Below are 23,616 nucleotides of genomic sequence, written 5' to 3' on the forward strand. Positions count from 1 at the left end.
AATAAAAACCGGATGAATCAGTGTAGAGGATCACTGATCCATTCGGCTTTTTTATTGGTCGGCTTCAAAGGATTCAAAGACCAGCTCTCTTAATTCACCGACCAGGTAGAGGCTACCAAAGACACAGATGAGGCAGTCCCCCTCTTGCTGGTCAGCCCAAAGTCTGGCATAGGCCATAGCGTCTTCATTATCCTTGGCGGTGTAAGTATTTACCTTTTGGAGGCCGGTGACCATATGGACAGTCTTTGTAAGTTCATTGGCCGTCATGGCTCGGTCGGAATCAGGGGTAATGGTGACAATCTCATCAAATAAATGCACAACCTCTCCTAACATCCGGTAAACATCCTTGTCCCTGAGCATGCCAGTAATGCCTAGGCGGGGAATATTAGGGAAGTAATCCTCAACGGCATGGCGCATGGCCCGGACCCCATCTAAATTATGGCTGCCATCAATAATAATTTCTGGATCTTGGTGAACCCATTCAAAACGTCCTGGCCAAGAAACTGTCTGTAAACCTTCTTTTATCTGCTTGAGCTCTACATTAAAACCAGCTCGTTTAATTTCAGCTAAAGCTTCAATCGCCAAGCAGGCATTCAACACTTGGTGTTTACCCAATAAGTTAAGGTGATAATTTTCTCCCTTATAAGTAAAAACTTGCTGGCGGTTTTCCGGGTGAATATTCTCAATACTTTCTGTATCAATCGTCTTCAAAGGAGCCCCTTGACGTTCAGCAGTCGCACTTAAAACTTCAATCGCCTCTTTCGGATAGGGGTAAACCACGACCGGGGTGTAGTACTTAATAATCCCCGCTTTTTCCTTGGCAATTTCTGAAATGGTATGGCCCAGAATATTTTCATGGTCTAAGGCAATTTTAGTAATCACACTGACTAAGGGACTCTTTACCAGGTTGGTGGCATCCAAGCGACCACCTAAGCCCACTTCTAGAACAATAATATCGCAGTCTTCATGGAAAAAGATCAACCAAGCCATGGCGGTAAATAACTCAAACTCGCTGCATTGAATCTTAGTGCCGGCAAGTTTTTCCTTCATGTAGTCTTTCATGGCTCGCAGCTTTTCATCAGCGATATTCTCCCCGTTAATCCGAATACGCTCATTAAAACTCACTAAAGATGGTGAGGTATACAAACCTACCTTATAACCAGCTAATTGGAGGGTTCTAGCTATCATTGAGGCGGTTGAGCCCTTGCCATTGGTGCCGGCGATATGGACAGTAGGCAATTTGTCTTGGGGATTATCAAAGACCGCCATGAGGTCGCGAATATGGTCTAATCCCAGGGTCCACTTGCCCCGCTCTAAGACCGGTAAATCTTTTTCAAATTCTTCATAATCCATCTAATTTGGGTCATCCTTTCACATATCCAGGTCAATGATTAAACTGCCCACTCTATCTGAGTTATCGGAGCAGTCAAAAGTCTGCTTTCTCTTATAGTATACTAAGTTTTTTCGTGCTGGGATAGCCTTAGCTTTATTTTGTCAGCGCGCACTCTCTTTCAAACCTGCTCCGGGTGCAGATCGATCTCCACTTCACTAAAGTGCAAGAAATTCTTTTCAAGAATTTTTGCGCTTTAGCTCCAGTTGCTATAGCTGTTCGAAGCGTAAGCGAGTTACAGATATAGTATGCGTAGCTCTATCGATCTTTGACGCACCCGTCGCACTCTCAACCTTAAAACATATTTTTTATGGATTCGATGTTTTTGATGGTGACACTGATTGTTCCGTCGGGGTTATTGCTTAATTCAATGACGTCGGGATCGTAGAACAAGTCGAGGGGGATGGTGATTTCAATGCCATTGTCCAGTTTCAATTTTTGCCTTTGGAGTTTTGTAGGAATACTTTCAACTTCTTGCATCATTTCATTGTCAAAAGGGAAAGTCTGGGTTTCTTCCAAATAGGATTGTTTCTTGTCCAGGTTATCTTCGTAGAGATAGTCAGCAATCCGCTCATTGGAAAAGCCTTCCTCTCCACTCATTTCATGGTAGAGGATATCTTTGGCCTTGGCGAGAGATTGGTAGACCGGTTCATCATAAGTGTGAGCCGTCTTTTCAACGGCTTTCTTGATAGCTTGGATACTTTCCTTGGCACTGGGCTTGGCCGGCACCTTGAGGTACAATTCACTAAAATAATTGACCTTTTCCCCTAGGCTTTCAATTTCATGCTTCTTTTCCACCAGGTCATATTGGCCACTGGCTAAATTAACCACGATGCCTTCATCAATGGACTGTTTGGCTGATGGCAGAATATTTTTATGAATAATGAGATCATTTTGAACATTGTCTTCATTATAGACCAAGTTATGGGTATAGGATTCATTGTGGTTAAGTTTAAAAGCTGCCAGGTAATCTTCGCCTTGGTCATCAGAAAAACGCAGCCAAAGTAAGTCAGCCGCAGGAATATCAGGGTTTAATTGGATAAATTGAAACCATTGACTAGCCAATGCTTGGCTATTGGGAATAAAGTCTGCTGCGGCCGCCTGAAATTGCTGGTATTTTTCATTGTCAGCCGGAAAAGTTCCCCGCTTCTTCTTATCGGTAACCCAGACCTTGTCAATTAAGGCATTCATATATTTAAATAAATGATTACTATCAACGGCTAAGGGAAGTTCAGACATGACCCCCTGATTAATGTTTTGATCATAGATATGTAAGATCGCTTCTTTGATAATCAAAAATCTGCTCTCCTCCAATGAAAAAGTCTCCCTCAGCTAGTTGAAGGAGACTAGATGACTTTATTTTTCCGCTTTTAAGCGGGGAATGATTTCTTGCTTTAAATAATCATTGAGGCCTTGGCTGGTTTCTTCGTGGTGTAAGGCATACTGGATGCTAGCCTCGATAAGTCCCAAGGGTTCTCCCACTTCATACCATTGGCCATGGAAGTGGGTGGATAAGACTGGATGGTCCTTAGCCAGTAAATTTAAAGCATCGGTGAGTTCAATTTCACCAGATTGCGGGTTAACGCCAACCGCTTCAATCGCTGAAAAAATATCAGGCGTTAAAACATAACGACCGCAGATGGCCATGGCGGGGTCATAATCGGGTTCTGTGGGTTTCTCCACTAGACCACTTATATCATAGACATCTCCCGACCGCGCACTGGCTTCATCAACAATCCCATAATGCTTAGCTTCCTGGTTGGAGACTGCTTGGGTTAAGATTGCTGTTGCTTGGTAACGGTCAGCAATTTCCATGACCTGCTTAGAAGCGGGCTTATCAGAAACCATAATATTGTCCCCCAGGGTTAACAGAAAAGGTTCATCTCCCACAAAGGACTTGGCTTGTAGGATGGCGTCGCCAAGCCCTTTAGGATAGTGTTGGCGTTTGAACTGGATATTATGTAAGGTGCTGGATTGGACCATTTCCAATAAGTCTTCCTTACCCTTTTCAGTAAGGTTTTGCTCTAATTCGTAATTAGAGTCGAAATGGTCTTCGATAGAGCGCTTGTTGCGCCCAGTAACAATGAGAATTTCCTCAATTCCACTGGCCAGCACTTCTTCAACAATAAATTGGATGACTGGCTTATCCATCAAAGGAAGCATTTCTTTAGCAGTGGCTTTAGTAATGGGAAGAAAACGTGTCCCCAAACCTGCTGCCGGGATTACTGCCTTCTTAATGGTCATCATCTGACAACTCCTTATCTGTGTGCCCATTTTCTAACAAGGCGGCTTCATAGGCCTTGGCATATTTAGGAACATCACCAGCCCCCATAAAGAGAATAACCGCATCTTTATAGGCGAGTAATGAGGTCATATCGCCCAGATCAAGAGCCGCATGCGGCACCGTTAAGCGGTCCAAGACATCTTGGCTAGATACTTGGTGGTGATCGGTTTCCCGTGCTGAAGCAAAGATATCACAGACGTAAGCCGCATCGGACTTATCTAGCGCCTCGGCAAATTGGTCCAGTAGAGCCAGGGTCCGCGAATAAGTATGGGGTTGGAAAACACTAATCACGGCTTTATCTGGATATTGTTGGCGGGCGGCATCAATGGTCGCTTTGATTTCTGAAGGATGGTGGGCATAGTCATCAACAATCACCATATCTTCAACAAAACGTTCATTAAAGCGACGTTTCACGCCCTTAAAGCTGGTCAAGGCTTCTTGGACATCCTCTGGATCAAAACCTTCTAAATAACAGAAACCAATCACTGCCAGGCTATTCAAGATACTGTGTTGACCAAAGGTATGAATGGAAAAGTTGCCATAATGCTTGCCTTGGACCCAGACATCAAAGTGTGAGCCCTTGGTGTTACGAACGATATCCTTGGCGACAATATCAAAATCATCATTGTCAATGCCGTAATACCAAACGTCAACCTCATCCTTCAATTTTTGTAAGTAAGGATCGTCTCCATAGGCAATCACTTTATTCTTAACTTGGTGGGCAAATTTTCGGTTAGCAGCAAAGACTTCTTCAATATTATGGTAAAAATCGGGATGGTCGAAGTCGATATTGGTAAAGATGGCATAATCAGGTTCATAAGCTAAGAAATGTTCCCGGTATTCGTCGGCTTCTAAGACAAAGTATTCGCCGTCTTCCACCCCTTTACCGGTTCCGTCTCCAATCAGATAGGAGGTCGTTTTTAAGCTACCTAGAACATGGGCCATGAGACCGGTGGTTGAAGTTTTTCCGTGGGAACCGGTGATAGCAACACTCGTATATTTCTTAATGAGTTCACCTAGGAAATAATGGTAGCGGGTAACGGTCAGGCCTAATTCCTTGGCCCGGACAACTTCAGGGTGGTCATCCTTAAAGGCGTTCCCACAAATCACCGTCATGCCTTCATGGATATTATCAGGATCAAAAGGTAAAACGGTAATGCCCGCTTCCTTCAAGCCTTCCTCAGTAAAGAAATGATCAGTGACATCAGAACCCTGGACCTGGTAGCCAGCTCCTTTAAGAACGCGTGCGAGAGCACTCATGCCTGTGCCTTTGATTCCGGTAAAATGATAGGTCAATTCTTTATCCATGTCTTATTTGTCTCCGTTTCCATCTTGATGCTTTTTGAAAGGGGGTTGGTCCTTTTCTAGGCCATCATCTTGTCCTAGAAAAGAATTCCCTTTGAGGGGCCTTTCCTCAGCCATAATTGACTGCAACCCCCGGTTTAAATGCTTCTTAGGTCTTGCTTTGCTTTTGTTCGAGTTAGGCTGATTTGTAGAAGCCAAATCGCGTTTTTGGCTAGTCCTTGGCGACGCCGTTTCCTTACTTGGGCTTTGAGAAGGCAGTTCTGCTTTTGTCCCTTTGTCTTGAGCAGGGGTGCTGGACTGGGTATTCAACCAGGTTGAGGGCAACTCAGTCGGTTTAAAGGGCTTTTTACTCTGGTACATTTGAAATTCTTTAATTTCACGCCGTAAGCGGGCCTGCTTTTCTCTTTTATCCTCACGAATGGAGTTTTGCTTGTAGTGGTAGGGACTATTTTGCCGCTGGTCATTAATTTCTTTGCGACGCCGCATAGCCTCTGAACGATCAGGACGAACAGAGGCTCGGTTAGCTTGATAAGGTGAGCTATTAATTACCATCTGATCATCGTCAATATGGAAGCTGACCGGGGCTTCTTTGCCTAAGCGCTGGTCATTATTTTCCTGGTAATTGCTATAGTCACGGCTTAGATAGTTAGGGAAATCAAGGACAGAGTGCTTAGGCTTAATCCGCTGCGTATTCTCTTTACGATAAAAAGGGACAAAGGCCATATCCTCTCATTCCTTTCTTGATAAAATATTTCAGTGAACCTGTCAATGACTCCTTTAATTCAATTGCTCTTTGATTGACTCAAAAGCAGTCCCTGGCGTCAATTCATCGTCAAGCACTAAGATGCCTTGACGTTCATGGTCAGGATCTAGGCCTAATTCATAGGCGGAACAAATCATGCCATTACTTTTCACCCCGCGCAATTCTCCCGGCCAGATAATCTGTCCATTGGGCATGACTGCCCCACTCAGGGCAACGATTACGGTCTGCCCTTGGTCAATATTACTTGCCCCACAAACAATTTGTTGGACGCCTGCCGGGCCCACTTGGGTTTGGGTAACATGCAGGTGGTCAGAATTTTCATGATCGACACACTCCAGTACCTTTCCTACCACAATCCGGGGTTCGTTTGAGATTTTGATGGTTTCAAAACCTTGTTCATAGAATAATTGGTTAATTTGCTCAATTTGAGCGTCTTCTAAGAGAACGTGTCCTGTCCCCTTTATTTCCATATAGGTCGAAATATTATTGATATTATAACCAATGGTTTCTTTATTTTCCTTGTTATAAATACGTGTCACATCGGACAACGTTTCAGTTTCTATTAGTTCACGAGGAAGATCTGCTGACGTCAGCATCAACACATCGCCTACTCCTCGAGGATTGTAGAAACTAAGCCACATAATTAACTTCTCCTTTATATTGCTTGCCCGATTTATATCATTGAGCAAGTCATTAAATCTTTACAAAGTATCGTGTAAATTATAAACTGAAACCGTTAAAAAGGCAATTCAAGCCTAATTCCAAAATATATATCTCTCCCTAGACTCCTGCAAGAAAAGCTTATGCGTGTTATAATTAAAAGAAATATTGTGCTTCATCCAATAAACAAAGGAGATTGACATTCACTATGGTAAAAAAAGCCCTAATTAATCAGTTGAAACATAGCGTTTTTCCAAATGATCAAAAGCAAAACTATGCCCTGGCCGGCAGCCTCTTTGCCTGCGGTTTAGTCATTGGGGGTGTTGCTGCGGCTTTGATTTATGACCAAGTCCAAGCCCATAAGACTAAAGATGGCATGGAAGTTTTAGAAGCCGTTAAGGACCACTTTAAAAAAGACGGCGACATCGAAGGCTCTTGGATTGAACTCCAACCGGCCCATGTTAACCGTTTTGACCAAGAACAAAAGCTCTACTACGGCGGTATCTCCCGCTTAGAAAATAATAAGGTCGTTCAATATGAATTCTATGCCGACGCAATCACAGGCAATATTGTTGATATTTTTGCTATTGACTAATTCATCATGCTTAAGAAAAACCAAGCCGGAAGTGCTCAAAGTGAAGAGACTACCCGCTTGGTTTTTCTTTTTATCAATAGGATTTGTTTCTCTATCCCTCAACTCTAAAATGAGCAATTAAGCGGTAAATACGCTGCCCTTTTTGAGAGAACTTGGCCTCATACTCGGTCATGATATTATCTGTTACCCCACTATTGTGGAGGTCCAAAGATACATCATCTAAGACCATTCCGTAATGGGAGAGCGAGGTTAAGGAGTACTCAAAAAGTCCTTGGTTATCTGTCTTGAAAATCAAGCGTCCGTCTGGCTTTAAGATATGCTGGTATTGTTTGAGAAAGTTCTCATGGGTCAAGCGGCGTTTAGCATGGCGTTTTTTGGGCCAAGGATCGGAAAAGTTTAAGTAAATTTCACTAACTTCATTTTGAGCAAACATGTCGCTGACATGGTTACCATCTCCGCGAATGAAACGCAGGTTGCTTAATTCGGTTTCCATGGCTTTTTGTAAGGCCATGACTAGAACATCAGAAATCATTTCGATGCCGATAAAATTAATCTCAGGATAGGTCTTAGCCATTTCAATCAGAAATTGTCCCTTTCCGGTACCCACTTCCACATGGATAGGATGGTCATTGGCAAATATCTCATGCCAGTGGCCTTTTTTATCGTAAGGGTCAGTAATCACCCATTCAGGGTGTTGGGCGATTAGATCTTTTGCCCAGGGTTTGTGACGTACACGCATAGTCTTCCTCCTTAGTGGTGTTTCCTAACTTAGAAAAAGGTTGTGACCCTTGCCACAACCTTTTTTAATTGACAAATGTTTTTAAACCAATGCTGATCATTTTCCTAGTCAATAGACCAGGAAGTGATGGGATTTTCTTGGTTACTGCTTTTAAAATAACGGCTTTCATAGATATGTCTGAGCAATAAAATACTTTCATTAATATGATAGATGCGTTTTTTCTGATAGTCTGCCTTAATTAAAAAGAGCAAGTTCATTAATGAATACCATTCAATTCGTAAATAGGTTTCTTCACTAACATGTAAGTTATACAGATCAAACCAGTGGTCCCAATCTTCCAAGGGAATGTATTGGACTAAGAGCTGGGTAATGTCAAAAATGGGGTCAGCAATGCAGACCTTCTCCCAGTCTACCAAGTATAAGCGGTGGTCTTCTGACAAAATAAAATTACGACGGTTGAGGTCGCTATGGCAGACAGTGCGCCGGGCGTTTTGCACAAAAGACAAGGTGTCATAAAGGTAATCCTTCACACTATTAATATAGGTTAGGGAGTCCAAATCCACACTAAGATTATTTTCAAATTCGTGTAAGAAATCTTCTGGTTTATAGGTTTTTCCACCAATCTTCACCAGCATATTATAGAGATTGTCGGAGTGATGGTAGCGTGACATCAACTTGGTCACGATGCCTTGCTGGATTTCTTGGGCCGACAGGGTGTGTCCATAAAGCCATTCTTGGGCTGAGTAGACATCACCGCTAGCAGTTCTTTTGGTCCAGATCAAGCGGGGGGTAATCCCCTCCATGGACAAGGCAGCTAAAAAAGGAGAAGAATTTCGCTTCAGAAATATCCGCTCTTGATTATGTGTTCCCATAAAAGCTTGGCCAGTATCGCCACCTATTGGGTGCAAGGTCCATTCTTTATCGAATTGGAACTCCATAACTTCTCCTCCCTTTCTCCCGATTATATTTAAACAGTATCTCTTATTTTAGTCAGAAATTAGAGGATCGTCAATAATTATCTATGTAATTTTTCCAAGAGACGATTTTTTCCTCGTAAACGACGGGGTAAATAGACCTGGGTGAAAAGGATAATCACTAACCCCGCTAAAATCAAGAAAATCACACTGTCTTGCCAGGATTTGCTCATTAGGAAAGTCATCGTAAGCAAAGCCGTCTGCAAGCCTAGCGGCAGGTATAAAAAGCGACGAAAAGCAGGTAAAGCTTGCCCCTGGTCTAAGGGGTAGATTTTCATTAAGGGGTGCTTATAATAGCGACGATAGAGCGGTAAAATTTGAAAATGACTGGCATAAAGCATTAAAAGGCCTAAACAGTAAGTCAGCAGGTGACCAGGTAAGAAATAAAGCAAGAGAGTCGCTAGAACAGTGAGCCTGAACCATAAATTAAAATAATCCTGACTCCGACAAAAGGCCCTTTGGTAGAGAAAATAATAGGGATTGTTCTTGCTGGTCATAAGCAGTGGATCTAAGTATTTCCGCCGTTTAACCGCCCTTTGACCCGTAGGAACATCAACAAACAGGCTCAAAACCTGGTTAACCCTTTCTTGGCGTTGACTTTCCTCAGCTACGATTTTTAACCAATCCCATTGCTTTTCACCCTGCCAGTTTTTACTGGTCAGATAATAGATGACGATCATCACAAAAACAAAAGCCAGGGCCAAAAAGACTTTTCCACGCACGGCAAAATACAACTGACAAAAGCTATAAGCTGCAGTCAAAACCATCAAGAGCCTGCGTTTGCTGGAACTGTAAAAATGAAAATTCTCTAAAACTGACCGTAACTGGAGAGCCTTCAAGCCGAGCATTACCACAAAGATAGCAAGGACCTGGCCCGCTGACAAGCCTTGGTGAATCAGTAAGAAGGGATAAGATACCCCAACAAATAAGGCATAGATCCCCGTCGGCAGGAGTAAGCTATAGGCTAAGGCTTGGTTAAAGTAAGCTTTAAAGTTCCTTTCCCGAGCCAGCAAAAAGACCGTGTCCGCCTTTTGAATGAAGCTAGCTAAGTGGCCTATCCCCATCACTAAGGCTGTGGCAATGACTAGCCAGATCCATTGGTAAAGCGGGTTAAAAGTCGTTAAAGTCTTTAGCCACTGACTATATTGAAAGGCCAAGGCCGCTAAAATAAAGGCCAAAGCTAGGATAAAGTGGTCATTGAAAATATATTTAAAATAACGGAATATTCGTTTTTGCTGACTTTGACGGCGTTTGGGATAGAGCTCTTTAAAGGTCATGGCTCTGCCCTCTTACTAAGTCAACATAGAGTTCATCCAAGCTGGCATCTGCCTTATTGAAGCGCTGACGGATCTCATGCAAGGTCCCTTGGGCCTTAATTTGCCCTTCATGAAGGAAAATAAAGCGGTCACAGTAGTGTTCAGCGCTGGAGAGGATATGGGTTGACATTAAAATTGCTGCCCCCGCTTGGCGTTTCTTCAGTAATAATTGAGTAAAGTCATCAATTCCCAGTGGATCTAAGCCGACAAAGGGTTCATCAATAATGTACAACATGGTATCCACCAGCATGGCACAGACAATCATGACCTTTTGCTTCATACCCTTAGAAAAATGGATAGGTAACCAGTCCAAACGTTCGGTTAAACGAAAACGTTCTAAGAGCGGCTCGGCATTAGCCATGGCTTGGTCAGGGTCAATATGGTAGGCCAAGGCGATGACTTGGATATGCTCGCGCAGGGTGAGCTCTGGATAGAGGATCGGTTGTTCGGGAATATAGCTAAGGGCTTGGCGGTAGGCCTGGTTATCCTTAGCCAGTGAATGGCCATTCACCAATATCTCCCCCGCACTCGGCTTGAGCAGACCTAAAATATGCTTAATAGTGGTTGATTTGCCAGCCCCATTCAAGCCAATCAAGCCGACAATTTCACCAGCTTGAACGGAAAAATTTAAATCGTGGAGGACCGTATAATTACTATAACCCCCACTTAAATGTTCTACAGATAGTGTCATCTTTCAATTCCTTTGCTATTGATAATCTAATCTTAAGACCTCATTTTACACCTAGTTTAGCAAATATCCAGAATTTTTTCGATCAGGGGCGGCCGAAAAAATCCCAGTAGAAAAATTGTGACTTCCCTAGGCTTGTGATAAACTTAAGCTAAATGAATAAGTCAATTAGAGAGGACGATATATCATGGAAGATTGCATTTTCTGTAAAATCGCAAACCGGGAAATCCCCACTAATCTAGTCTATGAAGACGAAGTAGTCACTGCTTTCTTAGATAATTCTCAAGTTACCAAGGGGCACACCCTACTCGTTCCTAAAAAACATCTGAAAGATATCTTTGACTACGATGTCAAGGATGCTGGAGCGATTTTTAGACGGATTCCTATTATTGTCGAAGCCATTAAGAAGGCCTTCCCAGACGTACAAGGAATTAACATCTTAAATAACAACGGTGAAATTGCCTATCAATCGGTCTTCCATTCTCACATTCACATCATTCCTCGCTACCAAAAAGAGGAAGGTTTTGCTGTCAAATTTACCAATAACGGTGACAATTATAGTGATGAAGAATTAGCCAAAATTGCTAAAACCATTAACGAAAATATTGAGGTGTAGTCGATGTTAAAAGCATTTTTAAAAGGTTTGGGCTTGGGCGCCCTCCTTGCGGGTTCTTATGCCCTCTTGAAAACGCCCCATTCTGGCGAAACCAACCGCCGCATTCTAAAAGATTATAGTAAACGTTTATCAGGCGCAGCTACCGACCTTACGGGGTCCTTAGCTGAAACCCAAGTAGCCATTAGCGATTTGGCTAATCAAGGCATGCAAACCCTAGGCTCAGCCCGGGACGACATTCAACTAGCAATCCGTGACTTCCAACGCACCGCCGTCCCCCAAATGAATCGTATCCAAGAACAAGTCGCTCAATTACAGGCCGATGTGGATAATTCTGCCCTCTTAAATGGGGAAAAAGATAGTGATGAAACGGCCGATAAAGAAGACGAATAATCCGAAGATAGTAAGAGAAAAGAAGTTTAAGAATCTTTGAAGGTTCTTAGACTTCTTTTCGTTAGCATTGAGTTAGAATAAGAGCTGTGCTATATTTTTAGAGTATATTGAATGAAATGATTAGGAGTTTGATTTATGAAATTTAAGAAAAAATTCACCCTAGGCCTAGTATCCAGTCTATGTGCCTTCACCCTGGCGGCTTGCCAAAGTCAAAGCAATGATAGCGCTGTGGCGACCGGTGATGATATTAAAATTACCCAAGGCCAACTGAATGACCAAATGAAGAAAGTTGCCGGCGATCAGACCCTTCGCCAACTCATCCTTTCTGAAATCTCTAAACAAGAAGTGGGTAAGGACCGTTATAAGGAAATTGAACAAGAAACTGACCAACAAATTGCGGCAACCAAGGCCCAAGTTGGCGATAATGACAAATTCCAAAATGTCCTCAAAAGTTCCGGCGTGCCTTCTGAAGAAGCCTACAAAGAATCACTAATCCAATACACCCTCACCCAAGAGGCACTCAAGAAAAATATTCCTGTTTCAGACGAAGAATTAAAGAAGGCCTACGAAGACTATGAACCTGCTGCGGAAATTTCACATATTTTAGTAGAAGATGAAAACGAAGCCAAGGATATTATCAAACAATTAGACCAAGGTGGCGACTTTAGTGCATTAGCTAAAGAACACAGTAAAGACCCAGGCAGCAAAGAAAAAGGTGGGTCTTTAGGTCAAGTGGAAAAAGGCCAAATGGTCAAAGAATTTGAGGACGCTGCCTTCAAACTAAACGAAGGGGAATACACCAAGGAACCGGTCAAATCCCAGTACGGTTACCACGTCATTAAATTAGATAAAAAGGGTCAAAAAGGTAGCTTTGAAGATGAAAAAGATAAGCTGGCTGAACAAGTTAAGAATAAGAAAATGCAAGATCCTTCTACCCTCCTCCAAGTCACCAGTGATCTCTTGAAGAAATACAATATTGACATTAAGGACTCCGACCTAAAATCTGCTCTCGACCAATTCAAACCAAAAGAAGAGGACAAGAAGTCAGATAAAGATTCTAAAGAAAAATCAAAAGGCCAAGACAAAAAAGACGACCAAAAAGGACAAGAAAACAGCCAAAGTCAGGCAGAATCTGATAAAAAATAGTCTATCAGTAAAAGAGCATGCTCCAAGGAATCTCCTCGGGGCATGCTCTTTTCATTTTATTTGACATTGGTAAATAATTTCCGCTTATGGTCATAGTGGGCATAAAGCAAGCCAAAGTTATCCAAGTGCTTCCTTTGCCAAGGTTTTTTCTTCCCACAAAAATGCAAGAGAGCGCCGTGTTCAACTACCCACTCGGGGGTCCACTCCCCTTCACTAATCAACTCATAAAGTTTACTATAGCGGACATCATAGTTGTAAATTTGATCTGGCAAATCATAGATATACTGGCTGTACAAGGCATTGAGAACATCCTGGTCAGGCAGAATTAATTGATGGCGGTTTTCCTGGATAAAGTCAAAAATATCATCGGCTTTCACCCTTTTGCGGATCGCCTTAAGGTTCATTAATAGGACCCCAGAATTATAATAGTGGTCAGCCTGGGTATTGCCTAGGCGTAGTTTATTGATCTGGTCAGTAATCTTAGTCAACTTAGCGTGACTGGCTGCTCCATATAAATCATCCCCTAAGTCAGTTTCATATAGGGGCACGAGGTCATTGATACAAAGGATATCAGCATCCAAGTAAAGGATCTTCTCTAACTGATCAGGCAAGAAATAGTGGGCTAGCAAGCGGTAGTAGATGGTCTCTGGATAGCGTTTAGAAACCGGTGCCTCTTTAAAAATATCTTGATCAACAAGCACCGGGTGGTAGGTCATTCCCATAGTTTGTAAAAAGCGATCAATTTGATCGCGGGCCGCCAGGGGCTGATTCTGTAAGATATAGACTTGATAGTCATGCTTGGCTGTGTTTTTATAGATGGAGTAAAGCGTGGTTAACATAGGCTCCACATAGTGGTCATCAACGGCAAATAATAAGTTCATTCCATAGCTCCTTGACTGAAAAATAGCTTAAACTTACTTTACCATGCCCAGATGAATTAAAGCCCAAGAAGTCAAAGCTTAATAAATTCTCAACAAAAGAGTGCGACAAGCACGTCAAAGAGCATGACCGATACGCATACTGTATCTGTAACTCGCTGACGCTTCGAACAGCTATAGCAACTGGAGAAAAATACCATAAGCACAGGAAAGCTGTGCCTTGGGATTTTTTGAAGTGACTTCAAGACTGGCAACCGAACTCAACTTGCTGGTCGTTCAACTTTTCTGAAAGGACATTCCCTCACCCTTCCAAACTCAACTAGAACTGTGCGTTAGTATATTCTGAAGCAAGATCAAGGCTGGCGTACGAGCTCAACTAGTCTGTGCATTGGTATTTTTTGAAGCGGACGTTCGTCCTGTGACTGGAGCTCGTTTTGATTAGACAGTCCATATATTAAAAAGGAGGTCGGAACAAAAGTCTCGATCTCCTTTTTCAGTTCTCATTAAATATTTTGATAATAGTCATCACTCGGATGGTAGAAAGAACGTCCTTCTAAGCCCATAATTTTTGGAGTAAATTCACCAGGCTCAACATCCTTTAAGTGACTGGTCATCATATTAATCTTTGCATCCAGGTCATCCACCCGATGAAGGATTTCAGCTTCCAATAGGCGAGGGGTTACCGGACTACCGAATTCATTCTTCCCGTGGTGAGCAAGAATCATATGTTTAAGTAAAACTACTGCTTCTTCATCTTGGCGGTAGCCTAGCTGTTCTGCGGTGAGGGAAATTTTTTGCCCCATCAAAGAGATATGGCCAATAAGGTTCCCCTCAATCGAATAGTCCCCACTTAAAGGATCTACAAATTCAATCACCTTAGCGGCATCATGGAGGATAACCCCAGCATAAAGCAAGCTTTTATCTACATTAGGGTAAAGTTTAGCAATCGCTTGAGCCAGGCGTAACATGGAAACGGTGTGGAAGGCTAATCCTCCAACAAAGGCATGGTGGTGGCGTTTGGCAGCTGGATATTGGTAGAAAATATCATCGTATTCGGTCATGATGCTGCCCACAATTTTCTTGAGCACCGGATGCATAATGCTTTTAATACCCGCTTCAATTTCAGCCTTCATATCTTCTACCTTCATCGGTCCGTCGGCAATAAACAAGGTCGGATCATTGGGTTCACCATCATGGGCTAGACGCAAGCCCGAAATCTTGACTTGGGGTTGGCCATTATATAATTCCCGGTGTCCCTTTAAGCGGACCACCCGACCACTTTGAAAGGCCTCCACTTCATCTTCCATGGCACTCCAATACATACCATCAATAGTCCCCGACTTATCTTGGAAAGTAAAGGCAATGAAGTCGCGCCCATTGCGGTCAGTACGCACATTGGCATTTTTTATCAAAATATAGAGATCAAATTTTTCATTTTGAGGAATTTCATAAATTAAGCACTTATCCATAAATTAAGTTGGCTTCCTTTCTATGCTTCTAAGTAATGAACTTGGTCGGAATGTAAGCCTTGGGTAATTTCTTGGTCAAAGGTAAAGACAATAATTTGACGGGATAGACTCTTTTCTTTCAAGAAGCGATAAATATTTTGCCGGTATTCTTGGTCTAAATGAGCAAAACCTTCGTCAATCAGAATTGGCAAGTCTTGGTGACCGAGTTGGGCGTCTAAGAAGGCAAACCGCATAGCCACAAACAAGAGAGCCTTCTCCCCACGGGATAATTGGTTAACACTGGTCCATTGGTCTCGCATCGGTTGATAGACTTCGACACTGTCATCAGTGTAGCGCATCTTTTCAAATTTCGTATTGGTTAAATCGAATAGATAGCGATTGGCTTGGGCAAGAACTCGTTGGACCGTATCTTGGCCTTGTCCCAGAGTCGCTTCCTCCATCGTCTTAGCTGCCAAAGTATCACTAGCCCAAGCGACTGCGGTATCATAGGATTGATCAACTTGTTCTTGTTTGTCTTGTTCCATGGCTTGTAAGGCTTGGCTGTTTTTCATTTGCTTCAATTGATTTTCAATCCGCGCGATATCAGCAAGTAAGACTTGCCTTTGGCCCTCATAGCTATTAATTTGGTCTTTGGTGGCCTTAATTTGCTCGCTAACTTCCGTCTCATCTTCATTTAAAGCCGAAGCCTTTTTATCCAGATATTGGTTTAAGAGTTGGTAGCGGGCTTCTTTGTCCTTAAATTGACCATAGGCAGTCAAGGCTTTTTCTAGGTCTGCACGGTCGGTTAAGTTGTATTGTTTTAAAAAGTTCTCCTCAGTTTTTTCAAGTTGGTCAATATGGTCAGCTAACTGGCTGAGGCGGGCTTGCTTGGCTTTTTGTTCTTGGTCTTCATAATCAAGATTAGCCGCATAAAGTCGGTAATTGTGGTAGTCATCTTCAAACTGTTGGAATAAGGAATCCAGTGACAGGGCCTGATTATGGCTTGCTTGGCGGTAATCTGACCATTCCGCTTGATGAGCTTGCCCAAAAGCGCCTGCCCCACTTTGATGGATCAGTTGGTTAATTTCCCCTTCCAAGTCTTCAATTTGTTTCACATAGTCGGTTTGTAGCCAAACCAGGGGCATGATGTAAGAGGACCCACCCTTAGCTTGTAAGAAAGCCTCCAAATCCTTGGTAAATTGCTTGGATTCTTCCTCTAGTTCTGCAATTTGTTGGTTTTGATTATCGATTTGGCGTTGGATTTCAGCCGTTTCACTATCGATATCGCGTAAGTCTAATTGGTAGGCCTTCTCTTCTTCATTAACATAGTGTTTACCTTTGCGTTCTTGGAACCAGGCAATTAAGACAAAGATTAAACCGAGTATTAAAGCAGGCATCCCCGCTCCCCGCCAGAAAGGACTGGTGTGGAAGAGTGAAATCGCATAACATATTATACCAACAGCTAATAAGGTCATCCCAATCGGACGAATCCAGGACTGGGTATATTTATAAACAGTGGCTTTGAAGTCATCATAGTTGCTAGAAATCTCTTGACGTTCTTGGCCAAGACTTTCCCGGTCTTCCATCAAGTTTTCTAGGCCGGCTTTGGTATTTTTGTAGAAGACCCGGCGGCTATCAATAGCTTTTTGACGTTTTTGCCATTCATCGCGCTCTTCGTTAGTGAAATCACGCGGCAATTCATCAATGGTTTCAGCTCCTAAGGCTGAAAGTAAGCGGCTTTCTTGGTAACGTTTCTCGACAATTTGATCATGGAGATTCTCATTTTGCCGGATTTGTTCCCGGTAAGCCCGGGCTTCAGCCAACATTTGCTCAGAAATGCCGAGATGGTCACTGATCCATTGTCCTCCGGCATTCAGTTCTTCTTCTGGTTCCGCTTCCGCTTCTACAGAATCCATAATCACAAAGCCCTCAGGGTTGAGTTCCTGATACTCCTCAACCAAGCGGTCCTTGGTGTTCACAATGTTTTGCCATTGGTCAACATCCTGGTCTGAAAAACGTGGTCCATCATATTGGGCGAGTTCAAAGCCCAGTGCCACCCGCTCTTCATCAGAGGCGCTCTGTTGGTCAGCCTTTTCTAAGTCCATTAAGCTTTGTCGAGCATTTTGTTCAGCACTTTGAACTTCTGCCAAGGCCGCCTTTTTATCTGACAATTCTTGGTCCAAGTCAAAATAGGCGTCTTCTTCTTGACGGGCAGCCGCCAAGTCTTGGTTTTGTCTTTCTAATTCAACCATTTCTTGATTAAGCTTAGGATTTTGTCCTTGGGGCCGGTAGAGGCTGTCGGCATCCGCTTGTAATTGGTCGACTTCCTGGCTAAGAGAGAGCTTACCGGTCACACCTAAGTTGACTAAACTACGGGCAAAGTCTTCTTCCGATTCCCAGATAAATTGCATTAAATCAGGTTCAGTAAAGCCAAAATAGGCTAAATAGGTATCCCGGGTCAAATCCCCAAAAAGTTGTTTAAAATGATCAACTTCCTTGGCTTCTTGACCGGCAATAGACATTTTTAAGACTTGCTTACCATTGGCCCGGGTACGTTCAATGGCACAATCGCCCCATTGGGTATCCTTAAAATATAGACGCCCTCCGAAGCGAACTTGGTCATTGGTATCAAAATCACGACTCCCCTTTCGGCGTTGGTTGGGAAAACCGAACATGATACTTAGAACGAAGCTCATCAAAGTGGATTTTCCCGACCCGTTTGGGCCTAGGAAAACATTAAAGTCATCCGTCAATTGAAATTGGCGGTGGACAAATTTTCCATAGCCAAAGATGTCGATTGCTTGTAATTTCATTTGTTATGATTCCTCCGTGCTTGCTTATTTTTGATAGAGAGAGAGTAAAATTTTATTTCTAGTTGCGACTAGGACGTCTTCTTGGAACTGGCTTAGTGAGATGGCCGGCTGCAAGTGGCGCTGCCAAAGTGGGTGGTCTAATAGTTCATTTAACGCCTGGTCAAAGGCTCCTGGATCCTGATAGTGGTCGAGGGTTTCCATCAAGGCCTGCTCGTATAAACTGGACTGGTCCAACCTTTTGCTTCCTTTGACTTCAAAGCGCAAGTCAGCCAGAAAAACGTCATTCTGGTCTTGGTACTGCCACTGTAATTGGTCGAATAAGTCCTTGGCATAGTCCTCCCAGAAAGCCAAGCTATCGTTGTCTGAGCCGTCCACGCGATAATGGAGGCGCAAAACATAATGTAAGCCCTCTGCTCTTGCCTGGTCCAGTTCAGCTTGATATGCTTTTTGGAAAAGTGCTTGCAAATCACTGACCCCGTGAATTGGAGGCGCAATCGCTTGGTGGACTTTAAATTGCCAATCAGTCGTTTCGATGCTTTCAATGATTGGATCCTTTCCTTGTTCAAGCGAGACGAGGACACCACCTTTAGGACCAGTTTCTTTGAAATGGGTCCCTTGGATATTGCCGGGATAGACGATAGGTGTTTGTCCGGATAATTGTTGGGCTGCATGAATATGCCCCAAGGCCCAATAGTCATAGGCTAATTGTTGTAAATGACTTTTTTGAAAAGGGGCATAGTGGTCTTGTTGGCTGTTTCCCTGACTTTCCTGGCCGTGAAACATACCAATGTGGTAGTCTACATGATTATAACGCTTAGGAAAATATTGGCTATAATCTTCCGTTAACCAGCGCTTGGGATAAGAAAAGCCGGTAATAGCCACCTGGTCACCCCTAGCGGTAGTAAACTCTAGAGTAGTTACCTGCCGTGGAAAGACCCGGGTAGAGGCTGGCGAGGCCAGGTGTTTTTCTTTTTGGCTCTTATAGTCATGGTTACCAAACAAAATAAAAGAGGCGATGCCTGCCTGGTCCAAGCGCTCCAAGCCCTTAACGAGGGCAAACTGTTCTGCCAAGGTCCCCTCAGGACTGTCATAGAGGTCTCCTGCGAGTAAGACACAGTCAACCTCCTCATTGATGGCAATATCGATCAAACGATTGTAGGAGTCAATGGTCGCTTGCCTTAAGGCTTGGTACACTTTATGATTTTGTTTTTTTATTTTTTTCATTGTTTGACCGAGATGCAGGTCAGCCGCATGAACAAAGCGTAACAAGTCATCGCACCCTTTCCTTATTGATACTTCCCTAGTTTATCATATTTTAACGGGCTTTGTCGCAAGATTTATCGGCGAATTCAAGGCGATAGGGCCTCATCAATTGCTCACTAGAAAATTTTTAAAAAAATAAAAAAATAGCCACCTCAAAGATTTGAGGTGACTAGAGGCTTAATTATTCGCCATCTTTATCTTCTGAACTGAGTTTAGTTGCTTGGTTAGCACGGTCATAGATCTCACGAATAGGACGACCAACCGCTTGGTTAACATCTTCAACGTATTGGTTGAGTTGTTGTTCTTTTTGCATTAACTCACTTAAGACCGCATTGTTAGCCAAAGTTTTTTGCATGTCTTCAGCTTTTTTAACATCCTCTTCACTTAACTCTTGACCTAATTGCATCTTAGTTTGGACGCTAGTTTGATAGTTTCTAAAATTAATGTAGAGTTCACGTGCTTCGTCATCATTAAGAAGCTTATCCATCGCCTCACTTAAGGCGTCATAAGCGTCTAATTCGCGAATGTCACGTTCTAATTGGTTAATGGTATCGTAAATATTTGCCAAATTGATCTCTCCCTTATATGTTTTTTTCAATATACCATGGATAAGATTGTTTTTAAAGTATTTTACTATCCCAGCCAATTCAGTGACTGAATGGTGAGCCTAAAGTAGACCTCTAAAATAATCAAAGAGATTTCGCCCACCATCAATAATTCGGTTGATTACGTCTTCATTGTCTGAATTGGAGTGAGGTGATTGACTAGCCCCTTCTCCGTTATTATATTCAAAACGATTACCGTATTGCTTAGCCGCTGATTCCACCTGGAATGGAGTTCCCGGACTGTTAGCCAGGATTCCTTGGAGGATGGTATTGAAACTAGAGTGGGAATTAACTCCAGAGTAGGCGGAAATATAATTTTCCGAAGAGGTTTGGTCAAAACCAAACCAGGAAGTCACTACCACATCAGGAGTATAGGCAACAAACCATTCATCATTATAGCCCGCTGCATGAGGATCATCCAAAGTCAATTCAACTGTTCCCGTCTTCCCAGCTACTTGGTAACCCGGTGGTTCAGCTTGAGAACCGGTATAGTTTCCATCATAAACCGCTAGCATCATGCTGGTCATTTCCTTAGCAACGCCTTGAGACATCACCGTGTTTTGCTTAGGACTTTGTTCCTTAACCACTTCCTCACCATTAGGACCGATAATTTTTCGGATAAAGTAGGCCTCGGAACGTTTCCCATTATTAGGAAAGGCTGTATAAGCACTGGCTAGCTGAATAGGTGAAACCCCTTCCGTCAACCCACCCAAGGCACTGGCTAAGGAGAGGTCCTTATCCGTATAAGGAATACCGAAAGCATCAAGTTTCTTCATGGCTGTATTGACCCCCACTTGGTCCATCAACCAAACTGCTGAGGTGTTTTTACTTAGGGCCAAGGCTTCCCAGAGCGGTAAGTCGCCATTCGATTGGTGGTTCCAGTTTTCAGGTCGGTAGTTGTCAGTCCCGTAAGAGCGGACTTCATCAGGCACTTGGTCATTCTTTGAAAAACCATGTTCTAGGGCTGGAACATAAACATTTAAAGGTTTGAGTGTTGAACCTGGTTGCCGTTTCATTTGAGTAGACCGATTAAAGCCACGGAAGTGATAGTCGCCCACCCCACCAACACTGGCTAAGACACCGCCATTATAGGGGTCTAGGGCCACGGTCGCACTTTGCGAAGCCTGACCACTATTGTTAGTTGGGAAGAGTTGCTTATTCTCATAGGCAGCCTCTAACTGACTTTGGTAGGTTGGGTTAAGATTGGTATAAATCTTATACCCTCCATTCATAACCTCTTCTTCGGTCAAACCAAACTTATTGATCGCTTCCTCTAAGACGCTGTCGAAATAATAAGGGTACTTGGATTGGTCACTAGCCACCGGATTATTCATCTGTGGCATCACTGTACCTTGAGCATTTTGGGCCTCAGTTTCACTGATAAAATCATTATTACTCATCAGGGAAAGCACCAAATTTCGGCGTCCTTGAGCTTCTTCATAATTATCAATCGGATTATAGAGGCTGGGCCCCTTCAAGGCTCCGGCTAGGACTGCCGCATTAGGTAAATTAAGGTCAGCAGCATGGGTGCCAAAGTATTTTAAGGACGCATTTTCTACCCCATAAACCCCATTACCAAAATAGGTATGATTGAGATACATTTCTAGAATTTGATCCTTAGAATATTTCTTCTCCACTTCTAGGGCGATAAAGAGTTCTTTAAACTTTCTCAGCAGGCTCTGTTCATTAGTTAAGAAGGAATTTTTTACTAATTGCTGGGTCAGAGTGGATCCCCCTCCAACCACATTTCCGCGGTGAACCACATAGCCCACCATGGCCCGGCCGATCCCGATAATATCAAAGCCAGGATGTTGGTAAAAGCGCTTATCTTCAGTCGATATGACAGCATTTTGAATATTAGGTGAAATCTGATTTAAGGACACATAGGTTCCGCGTCCGTCAGCCATTTCCCCAACGGCTTGGTCAGATTGGTCATAAATCTCAGTAGTCATTTGGAGCCGGGCTTGTAAGTCATCGACATTAGTCATCTTTGCCCCAACCACTAAATAAGATTCGAAAATAAAGATGATCAAGAGGACAAGAAAGATTAGCCACTTCGTCAGGCGAAATTTCTTCCAGTAGTGACCTAAAAAGGCTTTGACCTTGTCAAACCAGGAACTTTCTTGCTGTTCTCCCTCATTCATATCGCTGCCCCCTTTCAAGTATTCAATTCATCTTACTACAGTTTCTTCATTAATATTTATCCTTGAAGCGATATTTAAATTTTCTTATTTATCATTTAATCTTTTTTTAAATTTGCTAATTTGTCATGGTCATAGCTATGGATAAGCTCTAAGTCATTGAAGGCTTGTTGACGGAGGACTTCATAGATACAAATGGCTGCACAATTGGACAAATTCAGGCAGCGGACATGGGTATCATCCATAGGCAGACGCAGGCATTGGTCTTCATGTTCATGCATAAAGGCTTCCGGTAGACCCGTGGTTTCCTTACCAAACATGAGGAAGATATCTTCTCCCCGCTTTTTATGGGTCATGTAATCAATATCGGTATAATTCTTGGTAGCGAATTTACTGATTAAATACAAAGGCCGACCATCCAAATAATTCATAAAGGCCTTCAAGTCGTCATGATAGGTAATGTCTAAGGCATCCCAATAATCGAGTCCAGCCCGCTTCAAATGTTTATCATCCGTTTGAAAACCCAGGGGTTCGATTAAGTGCAGGTGGGTGTCAGTCGCTGCACAGGTACGAGCAATATTTCCAGTATTGGCTGGAATTTCTGGTTCAAATAATACAATATGGTTTGTCATTAAAATCTCCTCTTCAAAATATTCTCATCTTATCTATTATACCCCTAGCCGGATGATTACGAAACCAAGACTTAGAAACAGGAAAAAATCGCTTAATGTTCAAAAAATGTTCGCATTTTATCCCGATAAAGGGTAGAATAGGGATAACTTATTCTAATTATTGCTCAAAATACCAAAGGAGGAAAAAGAGTGGCAAACTTAAAGCAACGGATTCTTGAAGATGGTAAAGTATTTCCGAACAACGTTTTGAAGGTTGATTCATTCCTCAACCACCAAATTGACCCTAGTGTCATCAGTGATATTGCTGATAAAATCATTGCTCACTACCAAGGTCGCGAAATTACCAAAATTGTTACCGTCGAAGCTTCCGGGATCGCACCATCGATTATCATCGCCGAAAAATTAGGGGTTCCTATGGTTTTCGCTAAGAAGCAACAACCATCTACCCTTAAGGACCAAGCTGTTTACGGGAGTAAGGTGCATAGTTACACCAAGGATACCGATAGTTTTGTGATTATCAGTAAACAATACTTAAGTCCAGACGATAAGGTTCTGATTATCGATGATTTCTTAGCCAATGGTGAAGCTGCTATGGGACTCATTGATATTGTTAACCAAGCCCAAGCTGAAGTGGTAGGTGTGGGTATCTGTATTGAAAAATCCTTCCAAGATGGCCGCCAACGCATCCTCGATGCCGGCGTTGACCTCTATTCAGAAGTGCGGATCGCCTCTCTAGCCAACAGTAAAGTCGAATTTGCCGAAGGGCACTAAGCAAAGAGTGTGACAGTCACAACAGAGGACGAAATCACTGGAGGAAACTGGTAACACTCAGCTGTGCTGAGTGTTACCAGTTTTTGAAGTGGACGTTCGTCCTGTGACTGGAACAGATTTGGAGAGGATGTAAGGAAGGATCAGGGAGAGAGATTCCTTGGAGAAAAAGATGATAAGATCAACTTGCTTGATCGTTCAA

Annotated in this window: 22 protein-coding genes; 5 read left to right on the top strand and 17 right to left on the bottom strand. The window is 42.9% G+C overall.

Translation table 11 applies throughout. The annotated features are described in order from the left end of the window. Positions 1-51: 51 nt before the first annotated feature. The 6 genes from DBT50_RS06795 to ytpR form a co-directional block, all read right to left on the bottom strand. A complete protein-coding gene (locus DBT50_RS06795; protein WP_111852619.1) occupies positions 52-1,353 on the bottom strand; it encodes a bifunctional folylpolyglutamate synthase/dihydrofolate synthase in 1,302 nt (433 codons plus the stop codon). 331 nt (positions 1,354-1,684) lie between these two features. Beyond that, positions 1,685-2,686: a nucleoid-associated protein gene (locus DBT50_RS06800; protein ID WP_111852620.1), complete on the bottom strand. Its 1,002-nt coding sequence runs from the start codon at positions 2,684-2,686 to the stop codon at positions 1,685-1,687. Positions 2,687-2,746: 60 nt separating this feature from the next. Then, positions 2,747-3,634 carry a UTP--glucose-1-phosphate uridylyltransferase gene (locus tag DBT50_RS06805; RefSeq protein WP_111852643.1) on the bottom strand — a complete coding sequence of 296 codons (888 nt, stop codon included), beginning with the start codon at positions 3,632-3,634 and terminating at the stop codon, positions 2,747-2,749. After that, positions 3,624-4,982, bottom strand: coding sequence for a UDP-N-acetylmuramate--L-alanine ligase (murC, locus tag DBT50_RS06810; protein ID WP_111821976.1), 1,359 nt, complete (start codon positions 4,980-4,982; stop codon positions 3,624-3,626). Before murC ends, DBT50_RS06805 begins: the two co-directional genes overlap by 11 nt. 3 nt (positions 4,983-4,985) lie before the next feature. Beyond that, positions 4,986-5,702: a hypothetical protein gene (locus DBT50_RS06815; RefSeq protein WP_111852621.1), complete on the bottom strand. Its 717-nt coding sequence runs from the start codon at positions 5,700-5,702 to the stop codon at positions 4,986-4,988. A 54-nt stretch (positions 5,703-5,756) separates the two neighbouring features. Next, positions 5,757-6,383 carry a YtpR family tRNA-binding protein gene (gene ytpR / locus DBT50_RS06820; protein WP_230081902.1) on the bottom strand — a complete coding sequence of 209 codons (627 nt, stop codon included), beginning with the start codon at positions 6,381-6,383 and terminating at the stop codon, positions 5,757-5,759. Between the two features lie 227 nt (positions 6,384-6,610). On the opposite strand from ytpR, the gene DBT50_RS06825 reads away from it, so the two are divergent. Next, a complete protein-coding gene (locus DBT50_RS06825; RefSeq protein WP_111852622.1) occupies positions 6,611-6,997 on the top strand; it encodes a hypothetical protein in 387 nt (128 codons plus the stop codon). A gap of 91 nt (positions 6,998-7,088) precedes the next feature. Here DBT50_RS06825 and trmB read toward each other — a convergent pair whose 3' ends face one another. From trmB to DBT50_RS06845, 4 genes are all read right to left on the bottom strand, one after another. Continuing rightward, positions 7,089-7,736 carry a tRNA (guanosine(46)-N7)-methyltransferase TrmB gene (trmB, locus tag DBT50_RS06830; protein WP_111852623.1) on the bottom strand — a complete coding sequence of 216 codons (648 nt, stop codon included), beginning with the start codon at positions 7,734-7,736 and terminating at the stop codon, positions 7,089-7,091. Positions 7,737-7,840: 104 nt separating this feature from the next. Then, positions 7,841-8,674 (bottom strand): phosphotransferase family protein, encoded by an 834-nt coding sequence (locus DBT50_RS06835; RefSeq protein WP_111852624.1) that lies wholly within the window; start codon positions 8,672-8,674, stop codon positions 7,841-7,843. A gap of 77 nt (positions 8,675-8,751) precedes the next feature. Further along, positions 8,752-9,987, bottom strand: coding sequence for an ABC transporter permease (locus DBT50_RS06840; protein WP_111852625.1), 1,236 nt, complete (start codon positions 9,985-9,987; stop codon positions 8,752-8,754). After that, the gene (locus tag DBT50_RS06845; protein WP_111852626.1) at positions 9,977-10,717 is read right to left on the bottom strand and encodes an ABC transporter ATP-binding protein; all 741 of its coding nucleotides are present in this window, start codon (positions 10,715-10,717) and stop codon (positions 9,977-9,979) included. Before DBT50_RS06845 ends, DBT50_RS06840 begins: the two co-directional genes overlap by 11 nt. A 184-nt stretch (positions 10,718-10,901) precedes the next feature. Here DBT50_RS06845 and DBT50_RS06850 point away from each other — a divergent pair, with 184 nt between their 5' ends. The 3 genes from DBT50_RS06850 to DBT50_RS06860 all read left to right on the top strand — a co-directional run bounded on the left by DBT50_RS06850 (position 10,902) and on the right by DBT50_RS06860 (position 12,866). Further along, positions 10,902-11,330 (top strand): HIT family protein, encoded by a 429-nt coding sequence (locus DBT50_RS06850; protein ID WP_111852627.1) that lies wholly within the window; start codon positions 10,902-10,904, stop codon positions 11,328-11,330. 3 nt (positions 11,331-11,333) lie between these two features. Next, positions 11,334-11,720 carry a YtxH domain-containing protein gene (locus DBT50_RS06855; RefSeq protein WP_111852628.1) on the top strand — a complete coding sequence of 129 codons (387 nt, stop codon included), beginning with the start codon at positions 11,334-11,336 and terminating at the stop codon, positions 11,718-11,720. A gap of 135 nt (positions 11,721-11,855) precedes the next feature. Then, a complete protein-coding gene (locus tag DBT50_RS06860; RefSeq protein WP_111852629.1) occupies positions 11,856-12,866 on the top strand; it encodes a peptidylprolyl isomerase in 1,011 nt (336 codons plus the stop codon). 56 nt (positions 12,867-12,922) lie between these two features. On the opposite strand, the gene DBT50_RS06865 is transcribed toward DBT50_RS06860, so the two are convergent. The 7 genes from DBT50_RS06865 to trmL form a co-directional block, all read right to left on the bottom strand. Further along, positions 12,923-13,747, bottom strand: coding sequence for a glycosyltransferase family 8 protein (locus DBT50_RS06865; RefSeq protein ID WP_111852630.1), 825 nt, complete (start codon positions 13,745-13,747; stop codon positions 12,923-12,925). A gap of 500 nt (positions 13,748-14,247) precedes the next feature. Continuing rightward, the gene (locus tag DBT50_RS06870) at positions 14,248-15,213 is read right to left on the bottom strand and encodes a 3'-5' exoribonuclease YhaM family protein (RefSeq protein WP_111852631.1); all 966 of its coding nucleotides are present in this window, start codon (positions 15,211-15,213) and stop codon (positions 14,248-14,250) included. Positions 15,214-15,233: 20 nt separating this feature from the next. Continuing rightward, positions 15,234-18,005 (bottom strand): ATP-binding protein, encoded by a 2,772-nt coding sequence (locus DBT50_RS06875; protein WP_111853443.1) that lies wholly within the window; start codon positions 18,003-18,005, stop codon positions 15,234-15,236. Between the two features lie 24 nt (positions 18,006-18,029). Next, complete coding sequence (locus DBT50_RS06880; RefSeq protein ID WP_111852633.1) at positions 18,030-19,274, bottom strand: metallophosphoesterase family protein; 1,245 nt, start codon at positions 19,272-19,274, stop codon at positions 18,030-18,032. 175 nt (positions 19,275-19,449) lie between these two features. Continuing rightward, entirely contained in the window at positions 19,450-19,836 is a 387-nt protein-coding gene (locus tag DBT50_RS06885) for a YlbF family regulator (protein WP_013669338.1), read from the bottom strand. A 99-nt stretch (positions 19,837-19,935) separates the two neighbouring features. Then, complete coding sequence (locus DBT50_RS06890; RefSeq protein WP_111853444.1) at positions 19,936-22,017, bottom strand: transglycosylase domain-containing protein; 2,082 nt, start codon at positions 22,015-22,017, stop codon at positions 19,936-19,938. A gap of 95 nt (positions 22,018-22,112) precedes the next feature. Continuing rightward, positions 22,113-22,646 (bottom strand): tRNA (uridine(34)/cytosine(34)/5-carboxymethylaminomethyluridine(34)-2'-O)-methyltransferase TrmL, encoded by a 534-nt coding sequence (gene trmL, locus DBT50_RS06895; RefSeq protein ID WP_111852635.1) that lies wholly within the window; start codon positions 22,644-22,646, stop codon positions 22,113-22,115. A 189-nt stretch (positions 22,647-22,835) separates the two neighbouring features. Here trmL and DBT50_RS06900 point away from each other — a divergent pair, with 189 nt between their 5' ends. After that, positions 22,836-23,417, top strand: coding sequence for a xanthine phosphoribosyltransferase (locus DBT50_RS06900; RefSeq protein ID WP_060778595.1), 582 nt, complete (start codon positions 22,836-22,838; stop codon positions 23,415-23,417). Positions 23,418-23,616 lie beyond the last annotated feature (199 nt).

Source organism: Aerococcus tenax (assembly GCF_003286645.3).
Taxonomy (GTDB): Bacteria; Bacillota; Bacilli; order Lactobacillales; family Aerococcaceae; genus Aerococcus; species Aerococcus tenax.